This window comes from Oceanobacillus luteolus (assembly GCF_042678205.1).
Taxonomy (GTDB): domain Bacteria; phylum Bacillota; class Bacilli; order Bacillales; family Amphibacillaceae; genus Oceanobacillus; species Oceanobacillus luteolus.
Genome location: NZ_JBHUDE010000039.1, coordinates 19,959 through 41,163, shown reverse-complemented (window position 1 = coordinate 41,163; position 21,205 = coordinate 19,959). Strand labels below are relative to the sequence as shown.

At 39.3% G+C, this 21,205-nt stretch carries 21 protein-coding genes; 16 read left to right on the top strand and 5 right to left on the bottom strand.

Annotated elements, in window-relative coordinates; translation table 11 throughout:
- Nucleotide 1: 1 nt before the first annotated feature.
- Nucleotides 2-1,183: an acetate kinase gene (locus ACFSBH_RS07835; protein WP_251515039.1), complete on the top strand. Its 1,182-nt coding sequence runs from the start codon at nt 2-4 to the stop codon at nt 1,181-1,183.
- Between the two features lie 89 nt (nt 1,184-1,272).
- Here the strand turns inward: ACFSBH_RS07835 and ACFSBH_RS07830 are convergent, their stop codons facing one another.
- The gene (locus ACFSBH_RS07830) at nt 1,273-1,701 is read right to left on the bottom strand and encodes a universal stress protein (protein WP_251515037.1); all 429 of its coding nucleotides are present in this window, start codon (nt 1,699-1,701) and stop codon (nt 1,273-1,275) included.
- A 125-nt stretch (nt 1,702-1,826) separates the two neighbouring features.
- Between ACFSBH_RS07830 and ACFSBH_RS07825 the strand changes: the two genes are divergently transcribed.
- The 7 genes from ACFSBH_RS07825 (at nt 1,827) to ACFSBH_RS07795 (ending at nt 8,008) form a co-directional block, all read left to right on the top strand.
- A complete protein-coding gene (locus ACFSBH_RS07825) occupies nt 1,827-1,982 on the top strand; it encodes a hypothetical protein (protein WP_251515036.1) in 156 nt (51 codons plus the stop codon).
- A gap of 129 nt (nt 1,983-2,111) precedes the next feature.
- On the top strand, nt 2,112-3,230 hold the full coding sequence (ald, locus tag ACFSBH_RS07820; RefSeq protein ID WP_251515035.1) for an alanine dehydrogenase: 1,119 nt from the start codon (nt 2,112-2,114) through the stop codon (nt 3,228-3,230).
- A 173-nt stretch (nt 3,231-3,403) separates the two neighbouring features.
- Nucleotides 3,404-4,087, top strand: coding sequence for a PspA/IM30 family protein (locus ACFSBH_RS07815; RefSeq protein ID WP_251515034.1), 684 nt, complete (start codon nt 3,404-3,406; stop codon nt 4,085-4,087).
- A gap of 192 nt (nt 4,088-4,279) precedes the next feature.
- Nucleotides 4,280-4,960, top strand: a complete 681-nt coding sequence (locus ACFSBH_RS07810) for a metal-dependent hydrolase (RefSeq protein ID WP_251515033.1) — start codon at nt 4,280-4,282, stop codon at nt 4,958-4,960.
- 170 nt (nt 4,961-5,130) lie between these two features.
- The gene (locus ACFSBH_RS07805) at nt 5,131-5,895 is read left to right on the top strand and encodes a prepilin peptidase (protein WP_251515031.1); all 765 of its coding nucleotides are present in this window, start codon (nt 5,131-5,133) and stop codon (nt 5,893-5,895) included.
- Nucleotides 5,896-6,403: 508 nt separating this feature from the next.
- Nucleotides 6,404-6,631: a hypothetical protein gene (locus tag ACFSBH_RS07800; protein ID WP_251515030.1), complete on the top strand. Its 228-nt coding sequence runs from the start codon at nt 6,404-6,406 to the stop codon at nt 6,629-6,631.
- Nucleotides 6,632-6,700: 69 nt separating this feature from the next.
- Nucleotides 6,701-8,008: a DRTGG domain-containing protein gene (locus tag ACFSBH_RS07795; protein ID WP_379596974.1), complete on the top strand. Its 1,308-nt coding sequence runs from the start codon at nt 6,701-6,703 to the stop codon at nt 8,006-8,008.
- Nucleotides 8,009-8,041: 33 nt separating this feature from the next.
- On the opposite strand, the gene ACFSBH_RS07790 is transcribed toward ACFSBH_RS07795, so the two are convergent.
- Entirely contained in the window at nt 8,042-8,338 is a 297-nt protein-coding gene (locus ACFSBH_RS07790; RefSeq protein ID WP_251515028.1) for a YtpI family protein, read from the bottom strand.
- Nucleotides 8,339-8,468: 130 nt separating this feature from the next.
- Here ACFSBH_RS07790 and ACFSBH_RS07785 point away from each other — a divergent pair, with 130 nt between their 5' ends.
- A complete protein-coding gene (locus tag ACFSBH_RS07785) occupies nt 8,469-9,416 on the top strand; it encodes a DHH family phosphoesterase (protein ID WP_251515024.1) in 948 nt (315 codons plus the stop codon).
- A gap of 19 nt (nt 9,417-9,435) precedes the next feature.
- Here ACFSBH_RS07785 and ACFSBH_RS07780 read toward each other — a convergent pair whose 3' ends face one another.
- From ACFSBH_RS07780 to ytrH, 3 genes are all read right to left on the bottom strand, one after another.
- Entirely contained in the window at nt 9,436-9,636 is a 201-nt protein-coding gene (locus tag ACFSBH_RS07780; RefSeq protein WP_379596971.1) for a hypothetical protein, read from the bottom strand.
- A gap of 148 nt (nt 9,637-9,784) precedes the next feature.
- A complete protein-coding gene (ytrI, locus tag ACFSBH_RS07775) occupies nt 9,785-10,273 on the bottom strand; it encodes a sporulation membrane protein YtrI (RefSeq protein ID WP_251515018.1) in 489 nt (162 codons plus the stop codon).
- Entirely contained in the window at nt 10,274-10,606 is a 333-nt protein-coding gene (gene ytrH, locus ACFSBH_RS07770; RefSeq protein ID WP_251515050.1) for a sporulation membrane protein YtrH, read from the bottom strand. It abuts the gene before it with no gap.
- A gap of 244 nt (nt 10,607-10,850) precedes the next feature.
- Between ytrH and dnaE the strand changes: the two genes are divergently transcribed.
- From dnaE to pyk, 7 genes are all read left to right on the top strand, one after another.
- The gene (gene dnaE / locus ACFSBH_RS07765) at nt 10,851-14,195 is read left to right on the top strand and encodes a DNA polymerase III subunit alpha (protein ID WP_251515016.1); all 3,345 of its coding nucleotides are present in this window, start codon (nt 10,851-10,853) and stop codon (nt 14,193-14,195) included.
- 124 nt (nt 14,196-14,319) lie between these two features.
- Nucleotides 14,320-15,555 (top strand): NADP-dependent malic enzyme, encoded by a 1,236-nt coding sequence (ystJ, locus tag ACFSBH_RS07760; RefSeq protein ID WP_379596968.1) that lies wholly within the window; start codon nt 14,320-14,322, stop codon nt 15,553-15,555.
- Between the two features lie 34 nt (nt 15,556-15,589).
- On the top strand, nt 15,590-16,192 hold the full coding sequence (locus tag ACFSBH_RS07755; RefSeq protein ID WP_251515011.1) for a FadR/GntR family transcriptional regulator: 603 nt from the start codon (nt 15,590-15,592) through the stop codon (nt 16,190-16,192).
- Between the two features lie 123 nt (nt 16,193-16,315).
- Nucleotides 16,316-17,173: an acetyl-CoA carboxylase, carboxyltransferase subunit beta gene (gene accD / locus ACFSBH_RS07750; RefSeq protein ID WP_251515001.1), complete on the top strand. Its 858-nt coding sequence runs from the start codon at nt 16,316-16,318 to the stop codon at nt 17,171-17,173.
- Between the two features lie 2 nt (nt 17,174-17,175).
- Nucleotides 17,176-18,132 carry an acetyl-CoA carboxylase carboxyl transferase subunit alpha gene (gene accA, locus ACFSBH_RS07745; RefSeq protein WP_251514999.1) on the top strand — a complete coding sequence of 319 codons (957 nt, stop codon included), beginning with the start codon at nt 17,176-17,178 and terminating at the stop codon, nt 18,130-18,132.
- A gap of 226 nt (nt 18,133-18,358) precedes the next feature.
- On the top strand, nt 18,359-19,318 hold the full coding sequence (gene pfkA / locus ACFSBH_RS07740; RefSeq protein ID WP_251515049.1) for a 6-phosphofructokinase: 960 nt from the start codon (nt 18,359-18,361) through the stop codon (nt 19,316-19,318).
- A gap of 25 nt (nt 19,319-19,343) precedes the next feature.
- The gene (gene pyk, locus ACFSBH_RS07735) at nt 19,344-21,104 is read left to right on the top strand and encodes a pyruvate kinase (protein ID WP_251514997.1); all 1,761 of its coding nucleotides are present in this window, start codon (nt 19,344-19,346) and stop codon (nt 21,102-21,104) included.
- Nucleotides 21,105-21,205 lie beyond the last annotated feature (101 nt).

The following is a 21,205-nucleotide window of genomic DNA, read 5'->3' as shown; positions in this document are numbered from 1 at the left end:
TATGAAAAATGTATTAGCAATAAATGCAGGAAGTTCATCATTAAAATTTCAATTGATTCAGATGCCAGAAGAGAAGGTATCTGCTATCGGTGTTATTGAGAGAATTGGTCTGGATAATTCGATCTTTAAAATGGAAGTGAATGGTAATAAGGAGAAGTCAATTTCAGATATCCCAAACCATGGTGTCGCAGTACAATTATTGCTCAAAGCATTGACTGATTCTGGTGTCATCAAAAGCTTTCAGGAGATTGATGCGGTTGGACATCGTGTTGTTCATGGTGGTGAATACTTCAGTGATTCCGTACTGATCACGGATGAAGTGATTCAAACGATTGAAAATGTTTCCGAGTTGGCTCCGCTTCACAATCCTGCAAACTTGACAGGAATTCGAGCTTTCCAGGAAATCTTACCTGATGTACCTATGGTGGCAGTCTTTGATACAGCATTCCACCAGAGCATGCCAAAATCATCTTATTTATATAGTTTACCTAAAAACTATTATACGGAATATGGCATTCGGAAATATGGTTTCCATGGAACAAGCCATAAATTTGTATCAGAGCGAGCTGCAGAATTGATCGGCACTCCAATCGAGGATCTACGTCTCATCACTTGTCATATAGGAAATGGAGCAAGTGTTACAGCTGTCGAAGGAGGGAAATCCATTGATACATCAATGGGCTTCACTCCACTTGCAGGAGTGACGATGGGAACACGATCGGGAGATATCGATCCTGCATTGATTCCTTATATTATGGACAAAACGGGTAAAACTGCCGATGAAGTTGTGCACGTATTAAATAAGGAAAGTGGAATGTTGGCACTTTCCGGATTTTCCAGTGACTTACGGGATATTGAAGAGAGGGCAGCTTCAGATGAACGTGCAGAACTTGCTCTAACTGTATTTGCTGAAAGAATCCACCAATTCATTGGTTCTTATGCCGCAAAAATGTCTGGTGTAGATGCGATTATTTTTACAGCAGGTGTTGGTGAAAATAGTGATGTAGTACGTGAGAAAATCTTAACAGGTTTGGAATTCATGGGAGTTTATTGGGATCCGAAACTGAATAACGTACGTGGAAAAGAACAATTTATTAATTATCCGCATTCGCCTGTAAAAGTAATCGTGATTCCGACCAACGAAGAAGTCATGATTGCACGCGACACTGTACGCTTAAGTTAATGGGTGAGAGGTTTCAGCCTCTTTCCCATTTTTTAGTTAAAATTAAAAAGCATCCTATAAAGGATGCTTTCAAATTAATATAAGTTGTGTTATCTGATCACCAACACATCACAATTGGCATGTCTTGTGATGCTTTCTGAGACACTGCCAATTAAGAAACGCTCAACTGCGTTCATACCAGTTGCACCACAAACGATCAAATCTGCTTTGAAGTTCTCCGCGATGTCACGTGGGACTTTAACTTTTGGAGATCCATATTCGATACATCTTACCAAATCAGTCAGTCCTTCTTTTCTTGCGCTTTCAATATACGTGTCTAATAATTCTTTTGCATATTCCTCGGCACGATTGGAAAGTGTACGATCATAAGCTTCAGCTGTCGCAAACGTCCGGGAATCAATAACATGAGAAATAATAAGGCGAGCATCATTACGTAGAGCTATAGAAACAGCTTTCTTGAACGCTTTCTCAGCGGCTTCAGAACCGTCCACAGCAACAACAATGTTTTTATATTTCATAATTATCTCCCCTTCCTACTTTAATTATATACCCTAACGGAAAGTGTTCCAATCAAATATTGCCAGTAAAAATAACAACTTTGTTACAGGTTCTTGGGCACACTAAATTCAAGGAGGTGACTGATTTGGCAAAAATAAAAAAGCAGAACAAACTGTTTACCGACCCTAAAGGAATTGACGCTGTAAAAAACCAGCTGAATGAAAGTTATCAGAGTGGAGTAGTTGAGGATCAGTTGAAGAATAACCGTGGAGTCCATCACTTCAATAACCAAAACAGGTAATCTGTATCGTTCGTCTGGAAGAGAGTTAATTCTCTTCCAGACAAATAATTCTATTTCCAAGAATGCTTAATAGTCTTTCTTTTGTTACAATAGGCTTAGATTTGAATATGCTACATAGGAGGATTGGAAATGAGAATCGGTATACCAAAAGAAATACTTAATAATGAAAATCGTGTTGCGATGGCCCCTTCAGGTGTATATTCTTTAACGCAGGCAGGGCATGAGGTGTACGTTCAAACAGGAGCGGGCGAAGGCTCTAGCTTTTTCGATGAACAATATAAAGAAGTGGGTGCAGTTATAGTCGATACTGCTGAAGAAGCTTGGAATCAGGATATGGTTTTAAAAGTAAAAGAACCAAAAAAAGAAGAATTCAAATACTTCCGTGAAGGACTTATTTTATTCACCTACTTACATTTAGCAAATGAACCTGAATTGACAAAGGCTTTAGTAGAGAACAAAGTGACCGGACTTGCCTATGAAACGGTTCAGCTGCCGAATGGGGCTTTACCATTATTGACTCCTATGAGTGAAGTGGCGGGAAGAATGGTTACCCAAGTCGGTATGCAATTTCTTGAAAAAATCCATGGTGGTAAAGGGATCCTTCTTTCAGGAATACCTGGGGTCGCCAGAGGAAAGGTAACAATTATTGGTGGTGGAGTAGTTGGAACGAATGCCGCTAAAATAGCAGTCGGACTAGGTGCAAAGGTGACGATAATTGATCTAAACCCTGACCGGTTACGTCAACTAGATGATATTTTTGGAAATTCCATTAATACGTTAGTATCAAATCCGCACAACATCTATACGTCTGTTATCGAATCTGATTTGGTTATTGGTGCAGTACTCATACCAGGTGCTAAAGCTCCAGTTTTAGTTACAGAAGAAATGGTGAAACAAATGGCACCAGGCTCTGTAATGGTTGACGTTGCTATTGACCAAGGTGGTAACTTTGAAACGAGTGACAGGATTACAACGCATGATAACCCGACTTATATGAAACATGATGTTGTCCATTATACCGTGGCTAATATGCCTGGAGCCGTCCCACAAACAGCGACGGTAGGTTTAACGAATGCTACAACACCATATATTTTGCAAGTTGCTAATAAAGGATTGAAGCAGGCTGTTAAGGATAATGCAGCACTTCTCAATGGTATAAACACATTAGGTGGTTACGTCGCCTACAAAGCTGTTGCAGATGCTCATCAAATGGAATATGAGGATGTTAAAGTATTGTTGAACAAATAGAGGAAAAGCACTGATTTTTTAATCAGTGCTTTTATTTTTATAAGAGTTTTTTACATTTTTCTTGAAACCTTTTCATTTTCAATGCGTAATACATAAGGAATAGAAGATTACAGGAATGTTATCCTTTGTAAAAGGGAAACAATACATTAGCTAAAATTAAGGAGGAGATAACTGTGTTTCAATTTTTTAAAAGGATTAGAACAGTAGTCAGTTCAGAACTTAATGCAATGATTGACAAAGCCGAAGATCCAGTGAAAATGCTTGACCAATTTTTAAGGGATATGGGTGAAGACATTCGAGAAGCAGAGGCTGCGGTAGCTAAACAAATCGCCAATGAAAAAATGTTGAAACGAAAAGTAAATGATGCTCAAGTGATGGTGGATCGTCGTCAAGAACAAGCTGAAAAAGCTGTCGAAGCAGGCAATGATGATTTAGCTCGTCGTGCACTTCAAGATAAGAAAGACCATGAAAATACATTGGCAAGCTTAACAGAGTCTTGGGAACGTGCCCAAGCTGATGTATCATCTCTCCGTGATAAATTAGATGAAATGAAACGTGAATACCGTGAGATGCAATTGAAGAAGGATTCTTTGAAAGCTCGTGCAGAATCCGCGAAAACGAGAACAAAGATGAACCGTACGATGTCTTCCATCAGTGGTGATGAATCCAGGCAAGGTTTCGAACGTATGGAAGAAAAGGTATTACGTTTTGAGGCTGAAGCTGAAACATCTGAGGATATCTCGCAAGCAAGCCGGACGTTAGATGATGAATTCAAAGATTTAATTACGAATGATGTAGATGATGAACTTGCAGCACTAAAGAAAAAACTAGGTAAAGACGAAAGCCCAACAGAATAATGCACAAATCAAAAAAGCACCCGATGGTGCTTTTTTTACATTACAAGGGTGAAAGTAAGAGGAACTCATACTATATTCAATTTCTCATAACCACATCTTATAAATTCAACGAACAGTTATAACTTAACTTTCACCATACATTATGTTTTAATTTGAATATAGATAGAATTATTAAAAAGGGAGAGATGTTCAATGAAAGTATCCTATCACGGTCATTCAGTCGTAAAAGTTGAAACAGGTTCACATACGATCTTATTTGACCCTTTTATCTCTGGCAATGAGGCTTGTGATTTAGATGCAAGTACGGTGGATGCAGATGTTATATTATTGACACATGCCCATAATGACCATGTGGGTGATGCAGTGGAGATTGCAAAACGTACAGATGCATTGATTGTTGCACCGAACGAACTTGCTGTATATCTCGGAACAAAAGGGGTTGTAACCCATCCGATGCATATTGGCGGCTCCCGTGAATTCGATTTTGGAAAAGTAAAATTCACACAAGCCTTTCATGGCTCGTCCTATGCGGAAGATGATGGAACAGTAATTTACGGAGGAATGCCAGGCGGCATCTTACTTACTGTCGGAGGAAAAACGATTTACCATGTTGGTGATACAGCATTGTTTACCGATTTAAAGATGTACGGGGAAATGAATGACATTGATATTGCGTTTATCCCGATTGGAGATAACTTCACGATGGGACCTGAAGATGCTTTAGTTGCAGCTGATTGGATTAATGCGAAGATTAGTGTACCGGTCCATTACAATACTTTCCCTGTGATTGAACAAGATCCAGATGCTTGGGCAAGTAAAGTGAAAACCGGAGAAGGTCGTGCATTGAAAATTGGCGAATCCATCGAATTATAGTTATAGATAAATATTGCGAATGTTAGCCGTATAAACAGTTTACTGTTTATAGGGCTTTTTCTGATTGTAAATTTCATAATAATTTTGTGTAGATTCATGAAATTACTTCCATATAGTGCTATAATCATGGGTGAAAAGTTACATGCGATATAGCTGAGGGGGGCCGGAGGTTGGAGTACATATATTGTCTGTTATTCTTTACATTTGGAGCGATATTCGGCTCGTTTTATAACGTGGTAGGACTTAGAGGACCGAAAAATGAAACATTTATAAATGACCGCTCCTATTGTCCAAGATGTAAAAAAACATTGTCTTGGTATGAACTAATGCCTATTATGTCTTATTTCATCCAGTTTGGGAAATGTAGGTATTGCGGTGAAAGAATCTCACCTGTATATCCGATAATTGAAGCATTAACTGGATGTTTATTTCTATTCAGTTACATGCAGATTGGATTCGACTGGGAGTTAGTCATAGCATTAATGCTAGTATCCATGTTGATGATTATACTCGTTTCTGATATTCACTATATGATCATTCAAAACAATGTATTGCGATTTTTCCTGCCATTTTTTATCATTATGCGATTTATCAGTCCGTTGGATCCTTGGTGGTCTCCGATTGTCGGCTCGCTTATAGCAATTGCACTGCTTGCGTTGATTATCATTATTAGCCGTGGAGGTATGGGTGCTGGGGACATGAAGTTATTTGGAGTGTTAGGAATTGTATTAGGACTGCAAAATGTACTCCTAGCTTTCTTTTTGGCATGTCTATTAGGTGCTGTAGTGGGAATAGCGTTAATGGCACTTAAAATTGTTGAACGAAAACAGCCGATTCCATTTGGTCCGTATATAGTTGCAGGTGCATTACTTTCTTATTTTTATGGGGAAGAGATGATTCATTGGTACATGCAGTTGTTTTACATAAACTGTTAGATATACGTTGAAAAAATGGAGCAACTGGTACAACCGTCCTTCCATTCATGCTTATGCACCATATGGAGCCTGTTTTTTAGAAGAATGTTCCTTTTAAAAAAATATTGTTGTTTATAAGTATCGTTTCATTATCTGCTATCTCACTTCACCCTCTATTTTTACAAAATTTAGAAGCGAATGGAAACATATCCAATGGATTGGAAATTGCGAACATCATGTTAGAGGGTATGGACCGCAAAGAGGCAAAATTGTTCTCGATGAGCAAATTGAAAGTTGGCGAGCGAAGGATCCAATTATAGAAGAGAATGCTTACAAAGAAATAAAAGGAAAATGTGATGTAAATCTAGGTAATCCTGGTGATAGTGACAGAGAGGATAATCCAATAATTGAATGGGACGATTCACATAAACCGACAATTGACGTTTGGTACGACTAGTCACTTTACATAATAATTGTTCTTTCACACATGATTACTCCATATATATATTTAAAAAGGAGGAAACATACTATGAAAAACCTACCCACCCTCCGACTACTTCTGGCAGCTCTCATGCTCTATTTCGCCTGGCCGAAGTTTACACTTGCAGCTTCAGGCTTGGAGATGACGTTTTGGGGTATGTGGCTGGCATTTTTGCTGCTTGTAGTTGGAGCGAATTTGGCGAATCTTTTACAAATGATCGCACCGCCTGTAATGGAACAGTCTTTTGAGGAAAACAAAATACGTGCTAATCGTTGAGTAGTTGGGTTCTAATCTGTATAATTGAATTAGAAGTATTGCTATAGTACAGATTAGGCGGTGTTTAAGATGGCTACGAAACACGAAATGATTTTGCAACATATTTTATCTTTAGAAGTTGGCCAAAAGATCTCCGTACGCCAAATTGCAAAAGTCATGAATGTAAGTGATGGAACTGCCTACCGGGCAATTAAGGAAGCGGAAAATCAAGGGCTTGTAAGTACGATTGAGCGGGTCGGTACCATTCGGATTGAAAAGAAGAAAAAAGAAAACTTCGAGCGGCTGACATTTGCAGAGGTTGTCAACATAATTGATGGACAAGTACTTGGAGGACGTGATGGCCTTCATAAGACATTAAGTAAATTCTTGATCGGTGCCATGCAGCTGGAAGACATGATGCGTTACACGGATGCGGGTTCTTTACTTATTGTTGGTAACCGGGTGGAAGCGCATTATCGTGCGTTGCAGACCAGAGCTGCTGTGTTGATTACCGGGGGTTTCGATACAGAAGAAAGGAATAAGCAACTTGCGGACGAGAAGGACTTGCCGATCATTTCTACAAGTTATGATACGTTTACCGTAGCTTCTATGATTAACCGTGCAATTTATGACCAGTTGATCAAAAAGGAAATTATCTTTGTAGGAGATATCGCAACTCCATTGGAAGATACATTTTATATGCGTAATACGGATAAGATTGAGGATTGGTATGTATTAAATAGACGTTCCACCCACACACGTTTTCCAGTGGTCGACAGTAAGATGCGCGTAGTTGGGATGATCTCCTCAAAAGATATTGTAGGTCAGGATGAACAGATAAGTATCGACAAAGTGATGAGTAAGAAACCTCATACCGTGCAGTCTAAAACTTCACTGGCGTCTGCTTCTCATACGATGGTTTGGGAAGGTATTGAACTCTTGCCGGTAGTAGATGATTCTCGAATTTTAATTGGTGTAGTGTCCAGACAGGATGTACTGAAGGCAATGCAGCAAATACAACGTCAGCCACAAGTAGGGGAGACCATTACAGATATCATTACAAGTAATTTGGAAGCTGCTCCTGATGAGGAAAATGTATTCGTTTCACAAGTTGTACCACAAATGACGAATCATTTAGGAACCTTAGGTCACGGAGTCTTCACTGCTTTGATTATAGAGGCAAGCAGTAGATTGTTGATGGATAAACGGAGAGCGGAATTATCCATTGAAAATATTACCGTTTACTTCACGAAGCCGGTGCAAATCGATAGTGAACTCCGGATTAAGCCGACTATCCTAGAGGTTGGACGACTATATGCGAAAGTGGACGTTGAAGTGTTTGATGAGAAAAACCTTATTGGTAAAGGCTTATTAATGGCACAATTGATTAATCGTTAAAAAAACATGCACCTAAGAGAAGGTGCATGTTTTTTATTCGCTAGGATTCAATCTCCGATATTCATTTCGATAATGCCTTGCTTCGTTATAACCACGAGTTACCTGCAAACCACCTAAAAGTACAAATATAATGCCGATAATTAGAGAAAGTGTCGTCTCATAAAAGAAATATTGGTTAATTCCAAACAGCAGAATAAAAGCACCTAGGCAGATACGGGACTTACCATTAAAATACTTTTGTGTTAAGATATCTTTGCTTTTCACAATAGCAACCTTATAATAAACGTATAGTACAAGGGAAATCACGATACCTATAGGGAAAATTATCATATCATCTCTCCTAAACTACCTTAAATACTAAATCACTATTCTATTCTAACTTGTTTTACAGTATTTTTCTAGTTATGTACGGAGTAAGACTAAATAATAGGTTTTCCCTTAAGGAGATTGGAGCTGTATTATGGAAAAACGTAGTATTATTGAAGCGATAAAACAATATGAAACAATTATTATTCATCGTCATGTCCGCCCTGATCCAGATGCACTTGGTTCTCAAGGTGGATTAAAAGAAATCATCCAAACATCTTACCCTGATAAAAATGTCTATATTGTTGGAGTGGACGACCCCGAGTTTGAATTTCTTATTAAAATGGACACCATTTCTGAGGATGTGTATGAAGGGGCTCTTGTTATTGTATGTGATACGGCGAATACACCAAGAATAGATGATGAGCGCCATAAGTTGGGTGAGAAGATAATTAAAATTGATCATCATCCGAATGTGGATGCGTATGGAGATGTTGTGTGGGTTAATACCGATGCAAGCTCAACAAGCGAAATGATTTATGAATTGTTTGAAGCAGGAAAGAGCGAGGGATTCAAGTTAAGTGATGAGGGAGCGAGATTACTATATGCTGGTATAGTAGGTGATACCGGTAGATTTTTATTTCCAAGCACAACGAAGAAAACGTTCCAATTTGCTGCTGAGCTTGTTACCTATCAATTTGACCGCCCGGAATTATATCAAAATCTTTACAGTGTAGAGACGAATATTATGCGGCTTAGAGGTCATATCCTGCAGGACTTTAAAATGTTCGAGTCTGGATTGTGTGCAATAAAGCTGACAAAAGAATTGTTGGATGAGTATCAAGTTTCTGCAGATGAGACAGGACAACTCGTTAATGTACTCGGTGATGTTAAAGGGATTAAAGCATGGGTGTTCTTTATCGAAGAAGATGATTTGATAAGAGTGAGACTCCGCTCTAAAGGTCCAGTGATTAATGAGATAGCAGCGAAATATAACGGTGGGGGACACCCATTGGCTTCGGGAGCGACGGTTTACAGCTGGGAAGAAGCAGATGCGGTCATCCATGATTTAGATATAACATGTAAAAATTACAGAAAATAACCCGGACCTTTGGTCTGGGTTATTCCATAACTTTTGTAGAATCTTTTTGAGGAATAATCCAACAACCGGCTGGTGTTTTGTCAATAAAAACATTTAAATTTTCTCGGGCAATATCACGCTCTAATAGTCGAATCACTTCAGTTGACTCAACAAAGGCTGTTTCTCCGTTCTTTAATCTTTTCATATTTTCTACTACCAATGATTTCGCAGGAATAATCATGTTTCTCCCCTCCTTATACTCTTTTATCGTATGGAATAATCTTGAAAAGGTGCCTATACTCAATTAGAGCGCTTACATTATATGTTATTTCCATCATACACAAAAAGACCCTTCGTTAAACGAAAAGTCTAAAATGTTCATAAATTGTTCAATTTAGAATATTCGCGTCAACTACGATTTTAAGTTTTGGAGCGAATGTAAGTCTGGAGACTGTAAAATGATAGGAGACTTTATCGATTGTGAATGCCTTGTTTTCAATCGCTGAGATAAGCAACTCTTCACTGGCAGAAACGACTTGAACTTCTACCCCGATTAGATGACTGATTTCTTCTTTTATTAATGTTTTTAACTGTGATATAAGTAAGCTATCTTTAATAATATCTGGGTTGGAAATAATAATCTCTATTTCTTGAATGGATAATGCCGTATCTTGATTTTCTTGAGTTTCCAGTAATACTTTATTTTGTTCTCTTAGGTCAATAATCGCTTCCTGTAAATCATAGTTTTCAGTTAGTAGATTCTCGTACATCGACCCGTACATATAAAGTAAAATAAAATATCCAATCACACCACCAGTAAACATACCGACGAAGAATCGCTGCCAACCAGGTCTCTTATAGTATGGTGGAAAATGCATTTAAGACATACCTTTCTGTGTAATCCATTCAATGATTGTCAGCCCCACCTTGACACCGCCCATAGCTGAGACAATTAGAAGGACCTGCTTCAGGAGATCAAAGGTTGAACCGCCAAATAATCCTCTTTCCACATTGGCAATGGCATCAAATGTACCGCCAATTGCTGCGACAATCGCCCAAATTCTAAGTCGATCTGCAATTCTTGTCATGGAAGACAGCGGGGGATCTCCAGTTGCGAAGTCTCCGATACTTCCAATGACAGAGCCACCGAGAATGACTCCAAAAGCAATAAAAAAGCAGTGTATAAATGCGGCAAAAAAGCGTTCCTCAATCAATTGCTTCACTCCCTTTAGCCTGTCCTTTATTATGTTATGTTGAATCCTGAATGAATATGAACCATTACAGTACCTTGATTAACTTGCGTAAATTGTTCATCAATATCGGTGTGAAGCGATCGTTCCGATAGAGGTTTCATATTTCGAGGATATACAGTTACAACAGGTATTAGGTGTTAACCGTATGCATGTTCCTATTTCCTTGGTATAATAGTACACATAGAACAGAAGGTGGGATTGTATGTCTTATACACATTTACAGGTCAGAAGCGGTTTCAGCCTTATGAATAGTACGATTACCATTGATCGTTTAGTGGCTAAGGCAAAAGAAATGAACTTTTCCGCACTCGCCTTGACGGATGAAGGGGTTCTATATGGAGTGATCCCTTTTTATAAAGCGTGTAAGAAGGTTGGAATCAAGCCGATTATCGGGTTGATTATTCCTGTTTCAAGAGAAGATAACTTACATACGAAGATTACATTGTTAGCGAAAAATAATTCAGGCTACAAGAATCTCATTCGTCTCAGTACGATACTCCAAGTTGAAGGAAGAGAAGGAATCACTGTACATGAATTATCAGATCACACGGTTGGTTTGATTGGGATTCTTCCGGTAAATGATGTGGAGCTTTCCAAAAGACTTGAAGAAAGCAGCTTTGAAGAAGTCCACTCTTACTTGAGTATGTATGAAAGATTATTTGAACAAGGAGATTTCTACATTGGTGTAGAAAATAATAGTAAGCAAACAACATTATTAAAGCACTATACGAACAATTATCCAGCAAATATAACCGTAACCACCGACGTACATTATTTGGAAGAGAAAGATGTATACAGTTATGACTGTCTTCTAGCGATGAAACATGGAAGAGAATGGAGTATGCAAGTATCCAATGAAGCATTAAGGAATAAGCATTTGCGAACGGTACAAGAAGTGGAATTGGAACTTGGTGGACTTTTCCCGGATGCAATTCATGAAACGGCGAAAATTGCGGATAGATGTTCCGTTGAATTTAATTTCCAAAAGCGTCTGTTGCCTACCTATCCATTAGAGGATGGGGTCGATGTTCATGACTATTTAGAAAAGCAATGTTTCATGAAGCTTCCAGAAAAGTATTCAAACATTACAGCAGAAATAAGGGAACGGTTGGAATATGAGTTATCAGTAATACAAAGAATGGACTTCAGTGATTACTTCCTCATTACTGCAGATATTATCGCCTACGCTAAACAACAAGGGATTGCAGTTGGTCCAGGACGTGGTTCGTCTGCCGGTTCACTTGTGGCTTATGTCCTTGGAATAACGGATGTTGACCCTATTCACTACAACCTATTATTTGAGAGATTTCTAAATCCTGAACGCCAAACAATGCCGGATATTGACATCGATTTCTCTGATGAAAGGAGAGACGAAGTAATCGACTATGTCCGGGAAAAATATGGACATGAACATGTCGCACAAATCATTACGTTTGGTACATTTGCAGCGAGATCTCTCATTCGGGAGTTGATTAAAACCCTAGCAGTTGACGGACAAGATGCCCAGTTCATCTTAAGGGAGATTCCGACCCAGTCATCGAAATCGATTGTAGAAATGATGAAGGGACTTCCAGAACTGAAGGAATATATTAAACAGTCACCGAAGTTGAAGCTTCTGTTTTCTATCGCGGTCCGTCTAGAAGGTTTGCCGAGGCATATTTCAACCCATGCTGCAGGTGTGGTGATCAGTGAGCAACCACTGGTTGAACATGTGCCACTTACAACAGGCACTGGAAATACGTATTTGACCCAGTTTGCAATGAATGATTTAGAGTCGATCGGACTTTTAAAAATGGATTTTCTTGGGCTTCGCAATCTTTCCTTATTGGAAAGGGTCATAGATTCAATCAATTATCGCAGAAAAGAACCAATACGTTTAGAACAAATTCCTGCAAATGATGAAAAAACCTACTCACTTCTTCGTGAAGGTAAAACGAATGGAGTATTCCAATTGGAATCGGCTGGGATGAAGCGTGTCCTACGCGAGCTTAAACCAACTGGTTTTGAAGACATTGTTGCTGTTAATGCCCTTTACCGTCCAGGACCAATGGATTTCATTCCTAACTATATTGCGAGAAAGCATCAAAAGGAAGAAGTTGTTTATCCACATAAAGATTTAAAGCCGATTTTAGAAACTACGTATGGTGTGCTTGTTTACCAAGAACAAATCATGCAAATTGCAAGTCGGATTGCCGGTTTTACGCTTGGGGAGGCCGATATATTAAGGAGAGCCGTCAGTAAGAAAAATCATCAAGTGATGCAGGAGGAGCGGCAACGGTTTATTGATGGTTGTTTGAAAAGTGGCTATACAGAAAAAGTAGCGGAAGAAATATTCAGTTGGATTGTCCGTTTTTCAAACTACGGTTTTCCGAGGAGCCATGCGGTCGCCTATAGTAAGATTTCCTATCAATTAAGCTACTTAAAGGCGAATTTTCCTGCAAGTTTTTTTGCTGAAATCTTGACGAGATCTAGAAATCAACAAGAAAAATTGCATTTGTATATTAAAGAAATGAATGAAATCGGCATGGAACTATTACCACCATCGGTAAATAGAAGCTTCGGTAAATATACTGTTGAAAAAGATAAAATACGGATGGGTCTCAGTTCGATAAAAGGGATTGGAAATGATGCGATACGGGCAATCATTGAAGCCAGAAAAAATGGGGGAGCATTCAAAAATCTATTTGATTTTTGTCTCCGAGTGCCGAATGAATCGGTTAAGCGTTCCACAATAGAGAATTTGATATTAGCTGGTGCTTTTGATGAGTTGTTTAATAATCGCGCGAGTTTGCTAGCATCCATTGATCAAGCATTAGAACAAGGTGAATTGTTCCGTGAGTTCCACGATCAGCCGAATCTATTTGAGAATCAGCTTAACCTAGACGTAAACTATGTAGAGATTGAAGATTTTACAATCACTAAAAAACTACAGGATGAAAAAGAATTGGTCGGAATGTATCTTTCTAGCCATCCATTAAAAAATTATCGCTCCCAATTACGAGCAAACGGGTTTCTTCCCATAGCTTCAATGGAACCATTGGCTGGCAGGAAAAACGTGAAGACTGTTGTTATTCTGCAGGAAATCAAGCAGATACGTACCAAACGCGGAGATCAAATGGCTTTTCTCACGATTGCGGATGAACACGATATTCTCGATGCTGTCATTTTTCCTGATAAGTACCGTGAAGTGAAACGCTGGCTTGAGGAAGAACAAATCGTGATGATTATTGGAAAAGTCGAAGAACGGAATCAAAAGCTACAATTTGTTATTGATAATATCCAGCTTTTCACAGAACAAGAGCTTGAGCATAAATTTGATAAAATGATGTTTATTAAAACGACGAAGCAAACAAATCCACAGGCGTTGCCGGTTATTGGCGAAGCTTCGAAATTGTATCCAGGAAATGTCCCGATCATTTTATATAATGAAGCAGAAAAACAATCGTATAAATTGAATCAAAGTTATTTTATTGAACCGACGGGTGCCTGTCTACAGCAGTTACGAACATTTTTTGGCAGGGACAACGTGGTTGTGAAGAAAACCTGAACGCGTATGAGCTTTACAGATAAATCTCTTTTGTTATAATATAGAAGTCATTAGGGGTGGTCAGACCACTTGGATTGCTGTAAACCATCAATTCAGGAATGTTAAAAAAGGGGAGAATAAAATCATGGCAAGCTTAAGAGATGAAGCATTGCATATGCACAAAGTAAATCAAGGTAAATTGTCAGTCCAATCCAAAGTTCAAGTAAACGATTCAAAAGACTTGAGCCTCGCTTATTCACCAGGGGTTGCAGAGCCATGTAAAGAAATTTATGATCGTACATCCCGTGTGTACGACTATACCATGAAGGGGAATATGGTGGCAGTCGTAAGTGATGGTTCAGCAGTATTAGGATTAGGAAACATTGGTCCGGAAGCTTCACTTCCAGTTATGGAAGGCAAAGCGGTACTGTTTAAGAGTTTTGCTGGAGTGGATGCATTCCCGATATGCTTGGCTACGCAGGATGTTGATCAGATTGTGAATGTGGTGAAGTTAATGGAGCCGACTTTTGGCGGAGTCAACCTGGAAGATATTGCAGCACCTAATTGCTTCATCATAGAAGACCGTTTGAAAGAAGAAATGAACATTCCGATTTTCCACGATGACCAACACGGAACAGCTATTGTGACTGTTGCCGGTTTAATTAATGCATTGAAACTTGTTGATAAACAGTTTAAAGATATTAAAGTAGTCTTAAGTGGTGCCGGGGCAGCTGGTATTGCAATTGCCCGTTTATTAGAAAGCTTCGGTGTTAGAAGTATGGTAATGTGTGATTCTCGAGGTGCGATATTTGAAGGTCGACCGTATGGGATGAATGAGGTTAAAGAAATGGTTGCGCAATTTACCAACTTAGATAGAAAAGAAGGAACGTTGGAAGATATGCTGGAAGGTGCAGATGTATTTATCGGTGTATCTGTTGCTGGCGCACTAACGGAAGAAATGGTTGCAAAAATGAATGATGATCCAATTATATTCGCAATGGCAAATCCGGAACCGGAAATTATGCCTGAAATAGCCAAACAAGCTGGAGCAAAAGTAATTGGTACTGGCCGTTCAGATTTCCCAAATCAAGTCAACAATGTGTTGGCATTTCCAGGAATTTTTCGTGGAGCTTTAGATGTTAGAGCGACACGCATTAATGAAAAAATGAAAGTAGCAGCTGCCCATGCGATTGCATCCCTCATTTCTGAGGAGGAGTTGAATGAAGATTATGTTATTCCAGCTCCATTTGATGCCCGTGTAGCACCAATTGTTGCCAAAAGTGTAGCTCAAGCTGCGATGGAGTCTGGTGTTGCACGTCTTCAAGTTGATCCTGAAGAGGTTGCGGAAAAAACTAGGCAGCTTACAGGAAAATTTGAATAGATCGTTCATGACGCTGCAGAAGGGATTTTAGGTTATGTCAAAGTCTTCAAAACCAAAAGTATATCAAGGAGTTTTAGAAGAGGTACGCATGTATATCCGTGATAACCATCTATCCCCGGGTGATAAGCTCCCCTCAGAAAGGGAGCTTTCCGACAAGCTGCAGGCTGGAAGGTCATCCATTCGTGAGGCATTACGAGCCTTGGAATTATTGGGATTAATTGAAACTCGACACGGTGAAGGAACATTTCTTAGATCCTATCAATCATTGCAATCTGTGGAATTATTATCTTCTTTCATTTTATTAGAGGATCAAACAAGAAATGAGCTTCATCAAGTTAAACGCATGATTGAAAAAGAAGCAGTCAAAATGGCATTGCCTCTGATTCAGGAGGATACTTTAACTAAGCTGGAAGCAATTGTGAAAAGCAGTGCGCCATCCGAGAAGAAACATATCGACTTTTTCACATGCGTGCTACAACAAGCAAATAATAAATTATTGTTAAAAATTTGGATGTTGTTGGAAGAATTTTCGCATTCGATTGATAGTGTATATGAGAGCCAGGTATTTTATGATAAGCTCTTGGAAATAATCGCAGAGAAAGACAACAACGCGTTAGAAAGTTTATACGAGCAGTAAAATCATATCAATAATAAATAATTTATAGCTCCTTGCAAATTATGACAAATTTCTCTAATAGGATAAGCTATGATGAGTGGTGGATATGCTTCGTATGTTGCTTTTGAGAAGGAGGTATGATCCTTGCTGAAAGATATATTTAGCAAGCGTAGACGTTACGCATCGATACCGAGTGAAAATGGCAAGGTCGATGTTCCTGAAGGCCTTATGCAAAAATGCAAAGGTTGTAATAAAATCTTTTATAGAAAAGAAATCAAAAAGATGCTTCATGTTTGTGTGAATTGTGGCTACCATCATCCGCTGACCGCATGGGAACGGATTGATAGCCTATTTGATGAGGGAACTTTTGTAGAATGGGATGCAAACATCACTTCTACAAACCCGTTGAATTTTCCGGATTATATTGAAAAGGTGGAAAAAGACCGGAAAAAAACTGGCTTAAACGAAGCTGTTGTAACAGGTAAAGGCACCATTGACGGACAAGAAACTGCTTTTGCTGTTATGGATTCCAATTTCCGCATGGGAAGTATGGGTTCCGTGGTTGGAGAGAAGATAGCTCGTGCTATTGAAAATGCCAGAAAAGAATCCATTCCATTTATTATTTTCTGTGCTTCCGGTGGAGCAAGGATGCAAGAAGGGGTATTAAGCTTGATGCAGATGGCGAAAACGTCGATTGCAATTAAACGCTTCAGTGATGCTGGTGGGCTAATGGTTTCTGTTATGACTCATCCAACGACTGGAGGAGTATCTGCAAGCTTTGCCTCTATCGGTGATTACAACTTTGCTGAGCCGGGAGCTTTAATTGGTTTTGCCGGAAGAAGAGTTATCGAACAAACCGTTAGGGAAAAATTGCCGCAAGATTTTCAAACCGCCGAATTTCAGTTGAAGCATGGGCAATTGGACAAGGTTATTCATCGTAAAGATATGAAAGACACCCTTTCTACATTGCTGAAGCTACATAAGAAGGGTGGAGAGCATTAAAAATGAAGCAAGTATTGGATTTTGAAAAACCGGTAGTCAATTTAAAAGAAAAAATAGCTGAACTGAAAAAGTTCACTAATGATAGTGAAATTGATTTATCTGAAGAAATAGCGACGTTAGAAGAGAGATTAAGGGTCTTAGAAGATGATATATATGGTAATCTAAAACCGTGGGAACGGGTGCAAATGGCACGACACGGGGAACGTCCGACGACACTAGACTATATCGAAAGAATCTTCACTGATTTCATTGAATTTCATGGAGATCGCAACTTCGGTGATGATGCTGCCATCGTAGCTGGAATTGCTTTCTATAAAGACAAGCCAATTACCGTTATCGGTCATCAGCGCGGTAAAGACACGAAAGAAAATATTCGCCGCAACTTCGGCATGCCGCATCCGGAAGGTTACCGTAAAGCACTCCGTCATATGAAGCAAGCAGAAAAGTTCAAGCGTCCGATTGTTTGTTTTATTGATACAAAAGGTGCATATCCTGGTAAGGCTGCAGAAGAGCGTGGCCAAAGTGAAGCGATTGCCAGAAACCTAATGGAGATGGCCGGGTTACGTGTGCCGATTGTATGTATCGTCATTGGTGAAGGTGGTAGTGGTGGAGCTCTGGCGCTTGGTGTGGGTGACCATGTCCATATGCTGGAGAATTCCACTTACTCTGTTATCTCACCAGAAGGAGCAGCTTCTATTCTCTGGAAAGATGCCAGCTTAGCAAAAAAAGCTGCGGAAACGATGGGGATCACTTCCTATGAATTGAAAAAGTTGCAAGTGATTGATGAAATAATCCCTGAACCGAGAGGTGGGGCGCATCGAGATGTGGATGAACAGTCCAAATTTATCGATACAGTCCTATCCAAATCGCTCCAGAATTTATCACAACTGAATGAGGAAGAATTGTTGGAGAAAAGATGGGAAAAATATAAACAGATTGGTCAATTTGATATATTATAAGAAAACGTGGTACGTACCTGTATGGGTCTGTACCACGTTTTTTCTCGAAAAATAGTAGAAATAGTTGATAAACATAAATTTAACGGTTAAATAATTGCTATTTTGACGTTTTTTATTTATCTTTAAAGATAGTGGGTATATATGTAACAGGTTCTATTAAATTATTAGTACAGTTTATTGCAATCAATTTATCAATTAGAAAAACCTATTTTACGGGGTGATCATGTTGAAACGAATTGGAGTACTGACAAGTGGTGGAGATGCACCAGGAATGAATGCAGCGATTCGCGCTGTCGTTCGAAAAGGAATTTATCACGGACTTGAACTATATGGGATTAAATATGGCTTCCAAGGTTTAATGGAAGGCAATATAGAAAAAATGGAAATCGGTTCGGTTGGTGATATTATCCAACGGGGAGGAACAGCTCTGTTCTCAGCACGTAGTGAAGAGTTTAAGACCGATGAAGGACAACAAAAAGCAATTGAACAGTTGGAAAAGTTCGGGATAGAAGGATTAGTCGTCATTGGTGGCGATGGAAGTTTTCGTGGAGCGGAGGCTCTGACGAAGAAAGGATTTCCTTGTATCGGCATTCCAGCTACAATTGATAATGATATAACTGGCACTGACTTTACAATTGGCTTTGATACGGCTCTAAATACTGTTATTGAAGCGATTGATAAAATTCGTGATACAGCGACTTCCCATGAAAGAACTTACATCATCGAGGTAATGGGAAGGGATGCAGGCGATCTTGCGTTATGGGCTGGTCTTGCCGGTGGTGCAGAGTCGATTATTATCCCTGAGAAGAAAGAAGATTTCCAGGATATTATTGATAGATTAAAACGTGGACATGAACGTGGTAAAAAACATAGTATCATTCTGTTGGCCGAAGGAGTCGGCAGCGGATTTGACTACGGTGAAAAGATAGAGAAAGAAACGAAATTGGAAACTCGTGTCACTGTTCTTGGTTATATCCAGCGCGGTGGTTCACCATCTGCGACGGACCGTGTACTCGCAAGTAGACTTGGTGGTCGAGCTATAGAGCTTTTAATGGATGGTAAAGCGGGTAGAATGGTTGGTATAGAGAATAATCGACTTGTGGATTATGCTTTTAATGATATTTTTAATGGATCTAATACAATACATGATGAAATGTATCGATTATCAAAAGAATTATCTATATAGCTCTAAAATTTAAGGAGGAATTACGTTGAGAAGTACAAAAATAGTATGCACGATTGGCCCTGCTTCAGAGTCAGTTGAAATCTTAGAACAGTTGATTGATGCTGGAATGAATGTGGCCAGGCTTAATTTCTCTCATGGTGACTTTGAGGAGCATGGTGCTCGTATCCAAAATATCCGTGAAGCGGCAGCCAATAAAAAGAAAAATATCGCCATTCTTTTAGATACGAAGGGGCCAGAGATTCGTACAGGTAACTTTAAAGATGGCCGAGCAGATATTGAAATGAACAGTACCGTGTTTATTTCAATGGATGAAGTTGAAGGCGATGCGGAAAGATTTTCAGTTACGTATCCGGGACTGATCCATGATGTTGCGGTCGGGTCCAAGATTTTACTGGATGATGGTTTAATTGAGTTGGAAGTTGTAGAGATTCACAAGGAGAAAAATGAAATCGAAACAAAAGCTCTCAACTCAGGAGAAATCAAAAATAAAAAGGGTGTTAACGTACCTAACGTTTCCTTGAATTTACCTGGAATTACTGACAAAGATCGGGAAGATATTATTTTTGGAATAAAAAATAACGTGGACTTCATTGCACCATCCTTTATCCGTCGTGCATCGGATGTACTTGAAATACGGGAAGTATTGGAAGAACATCTCGGTACTAATATTCAAATCATACCTAAAATCGAAAACCAAGAAGGCGTAGATCATATCGATGAGATCTTACAGGTGAGCGATGGACTAATGGTTGCCCGAGGCGACTTGGGAGTTGAAATTCCAGCTGAAGATGTACCGCTTGTACAGAAGCAGCTAATTAAGAAATGTAATCTTGCTGGCAAACCGGTGATTACTGCAACTCAAATGCTGGATTCCATGCAACGGAACCCAAGACCGACTCGTGCTGAAGCATCAGACGTTGCAAATGCCATCTTTGATGGTACAGATGCTATTATGTTATCTGGAGAAACTGCAGCCGGTATGTATCCAGTTGAATCGGTAAAAACGATGAATAATATCGCATTGAAAACAGAATCAGCTCTTGAACATAAAAGTATCTTAAGTGAAAGATCAAAGTTAGTTGAAATGACGATTACTGAAGCCATCAGTCAATCGGTCACTCATACAGCGATGAATTTAGATGTGGAGGCAATCATCACTCCGACTGAAAGTGGACATACTGCTCGTATGATTTCTAAATATCGACCGAAACAAACAATTATAGCCGTCACTTTTCATGAGCGAGTAAATCGTCAATTGGCTCTTGTATGGGGTGTACAGCCTATTATGAGTGAAAAGGCGAGTAATACAGATGAGATGCTGGATGTGGCAATTGAGCGTGGAGTAGCTTCAGGAATTTGCAGTCATGGCAGCAGAGTAATTATCACAGCCGGTGTTCCTGTTGGCGAAAGTGGTACGACTAATCTTCTTAAAGTCCATATCATAGGAGATGTTATCGCAAAAGGACAAGGAATTGGACGTCAAAGTGCGTATGGAAAAGTCGTCATTGCTCGTAGTGGAGAAGAAGCGATTGCAAAAGTCAGCCCAGGAGATATTCTTGTAACGTATGGCACAGATAGGGATATGATGCCAGCAATCGAAAAAGCAGGTGCAATTGTTACTGTGGAAGGCGGCTTGACTTCCCATGCAGCAGTTGTCGGATTGAGTCTAGGTATACCGGTGATTGTCGGTGTAGAAAATGCAATGAAGGTATTGGAAGATGGACAACATGTAACAATCGACGGAACAAAAGGTGACATTTATAACGGTCATGCAAGTGTATTGTAAATAATAATAAAGGTAATGATAAGCAATGCTAAAATTCAATAGCATTGCTTATCCTTCTTTTATACAGCCAATAATATTGGACATAAAAAAGGAAAGGCTGT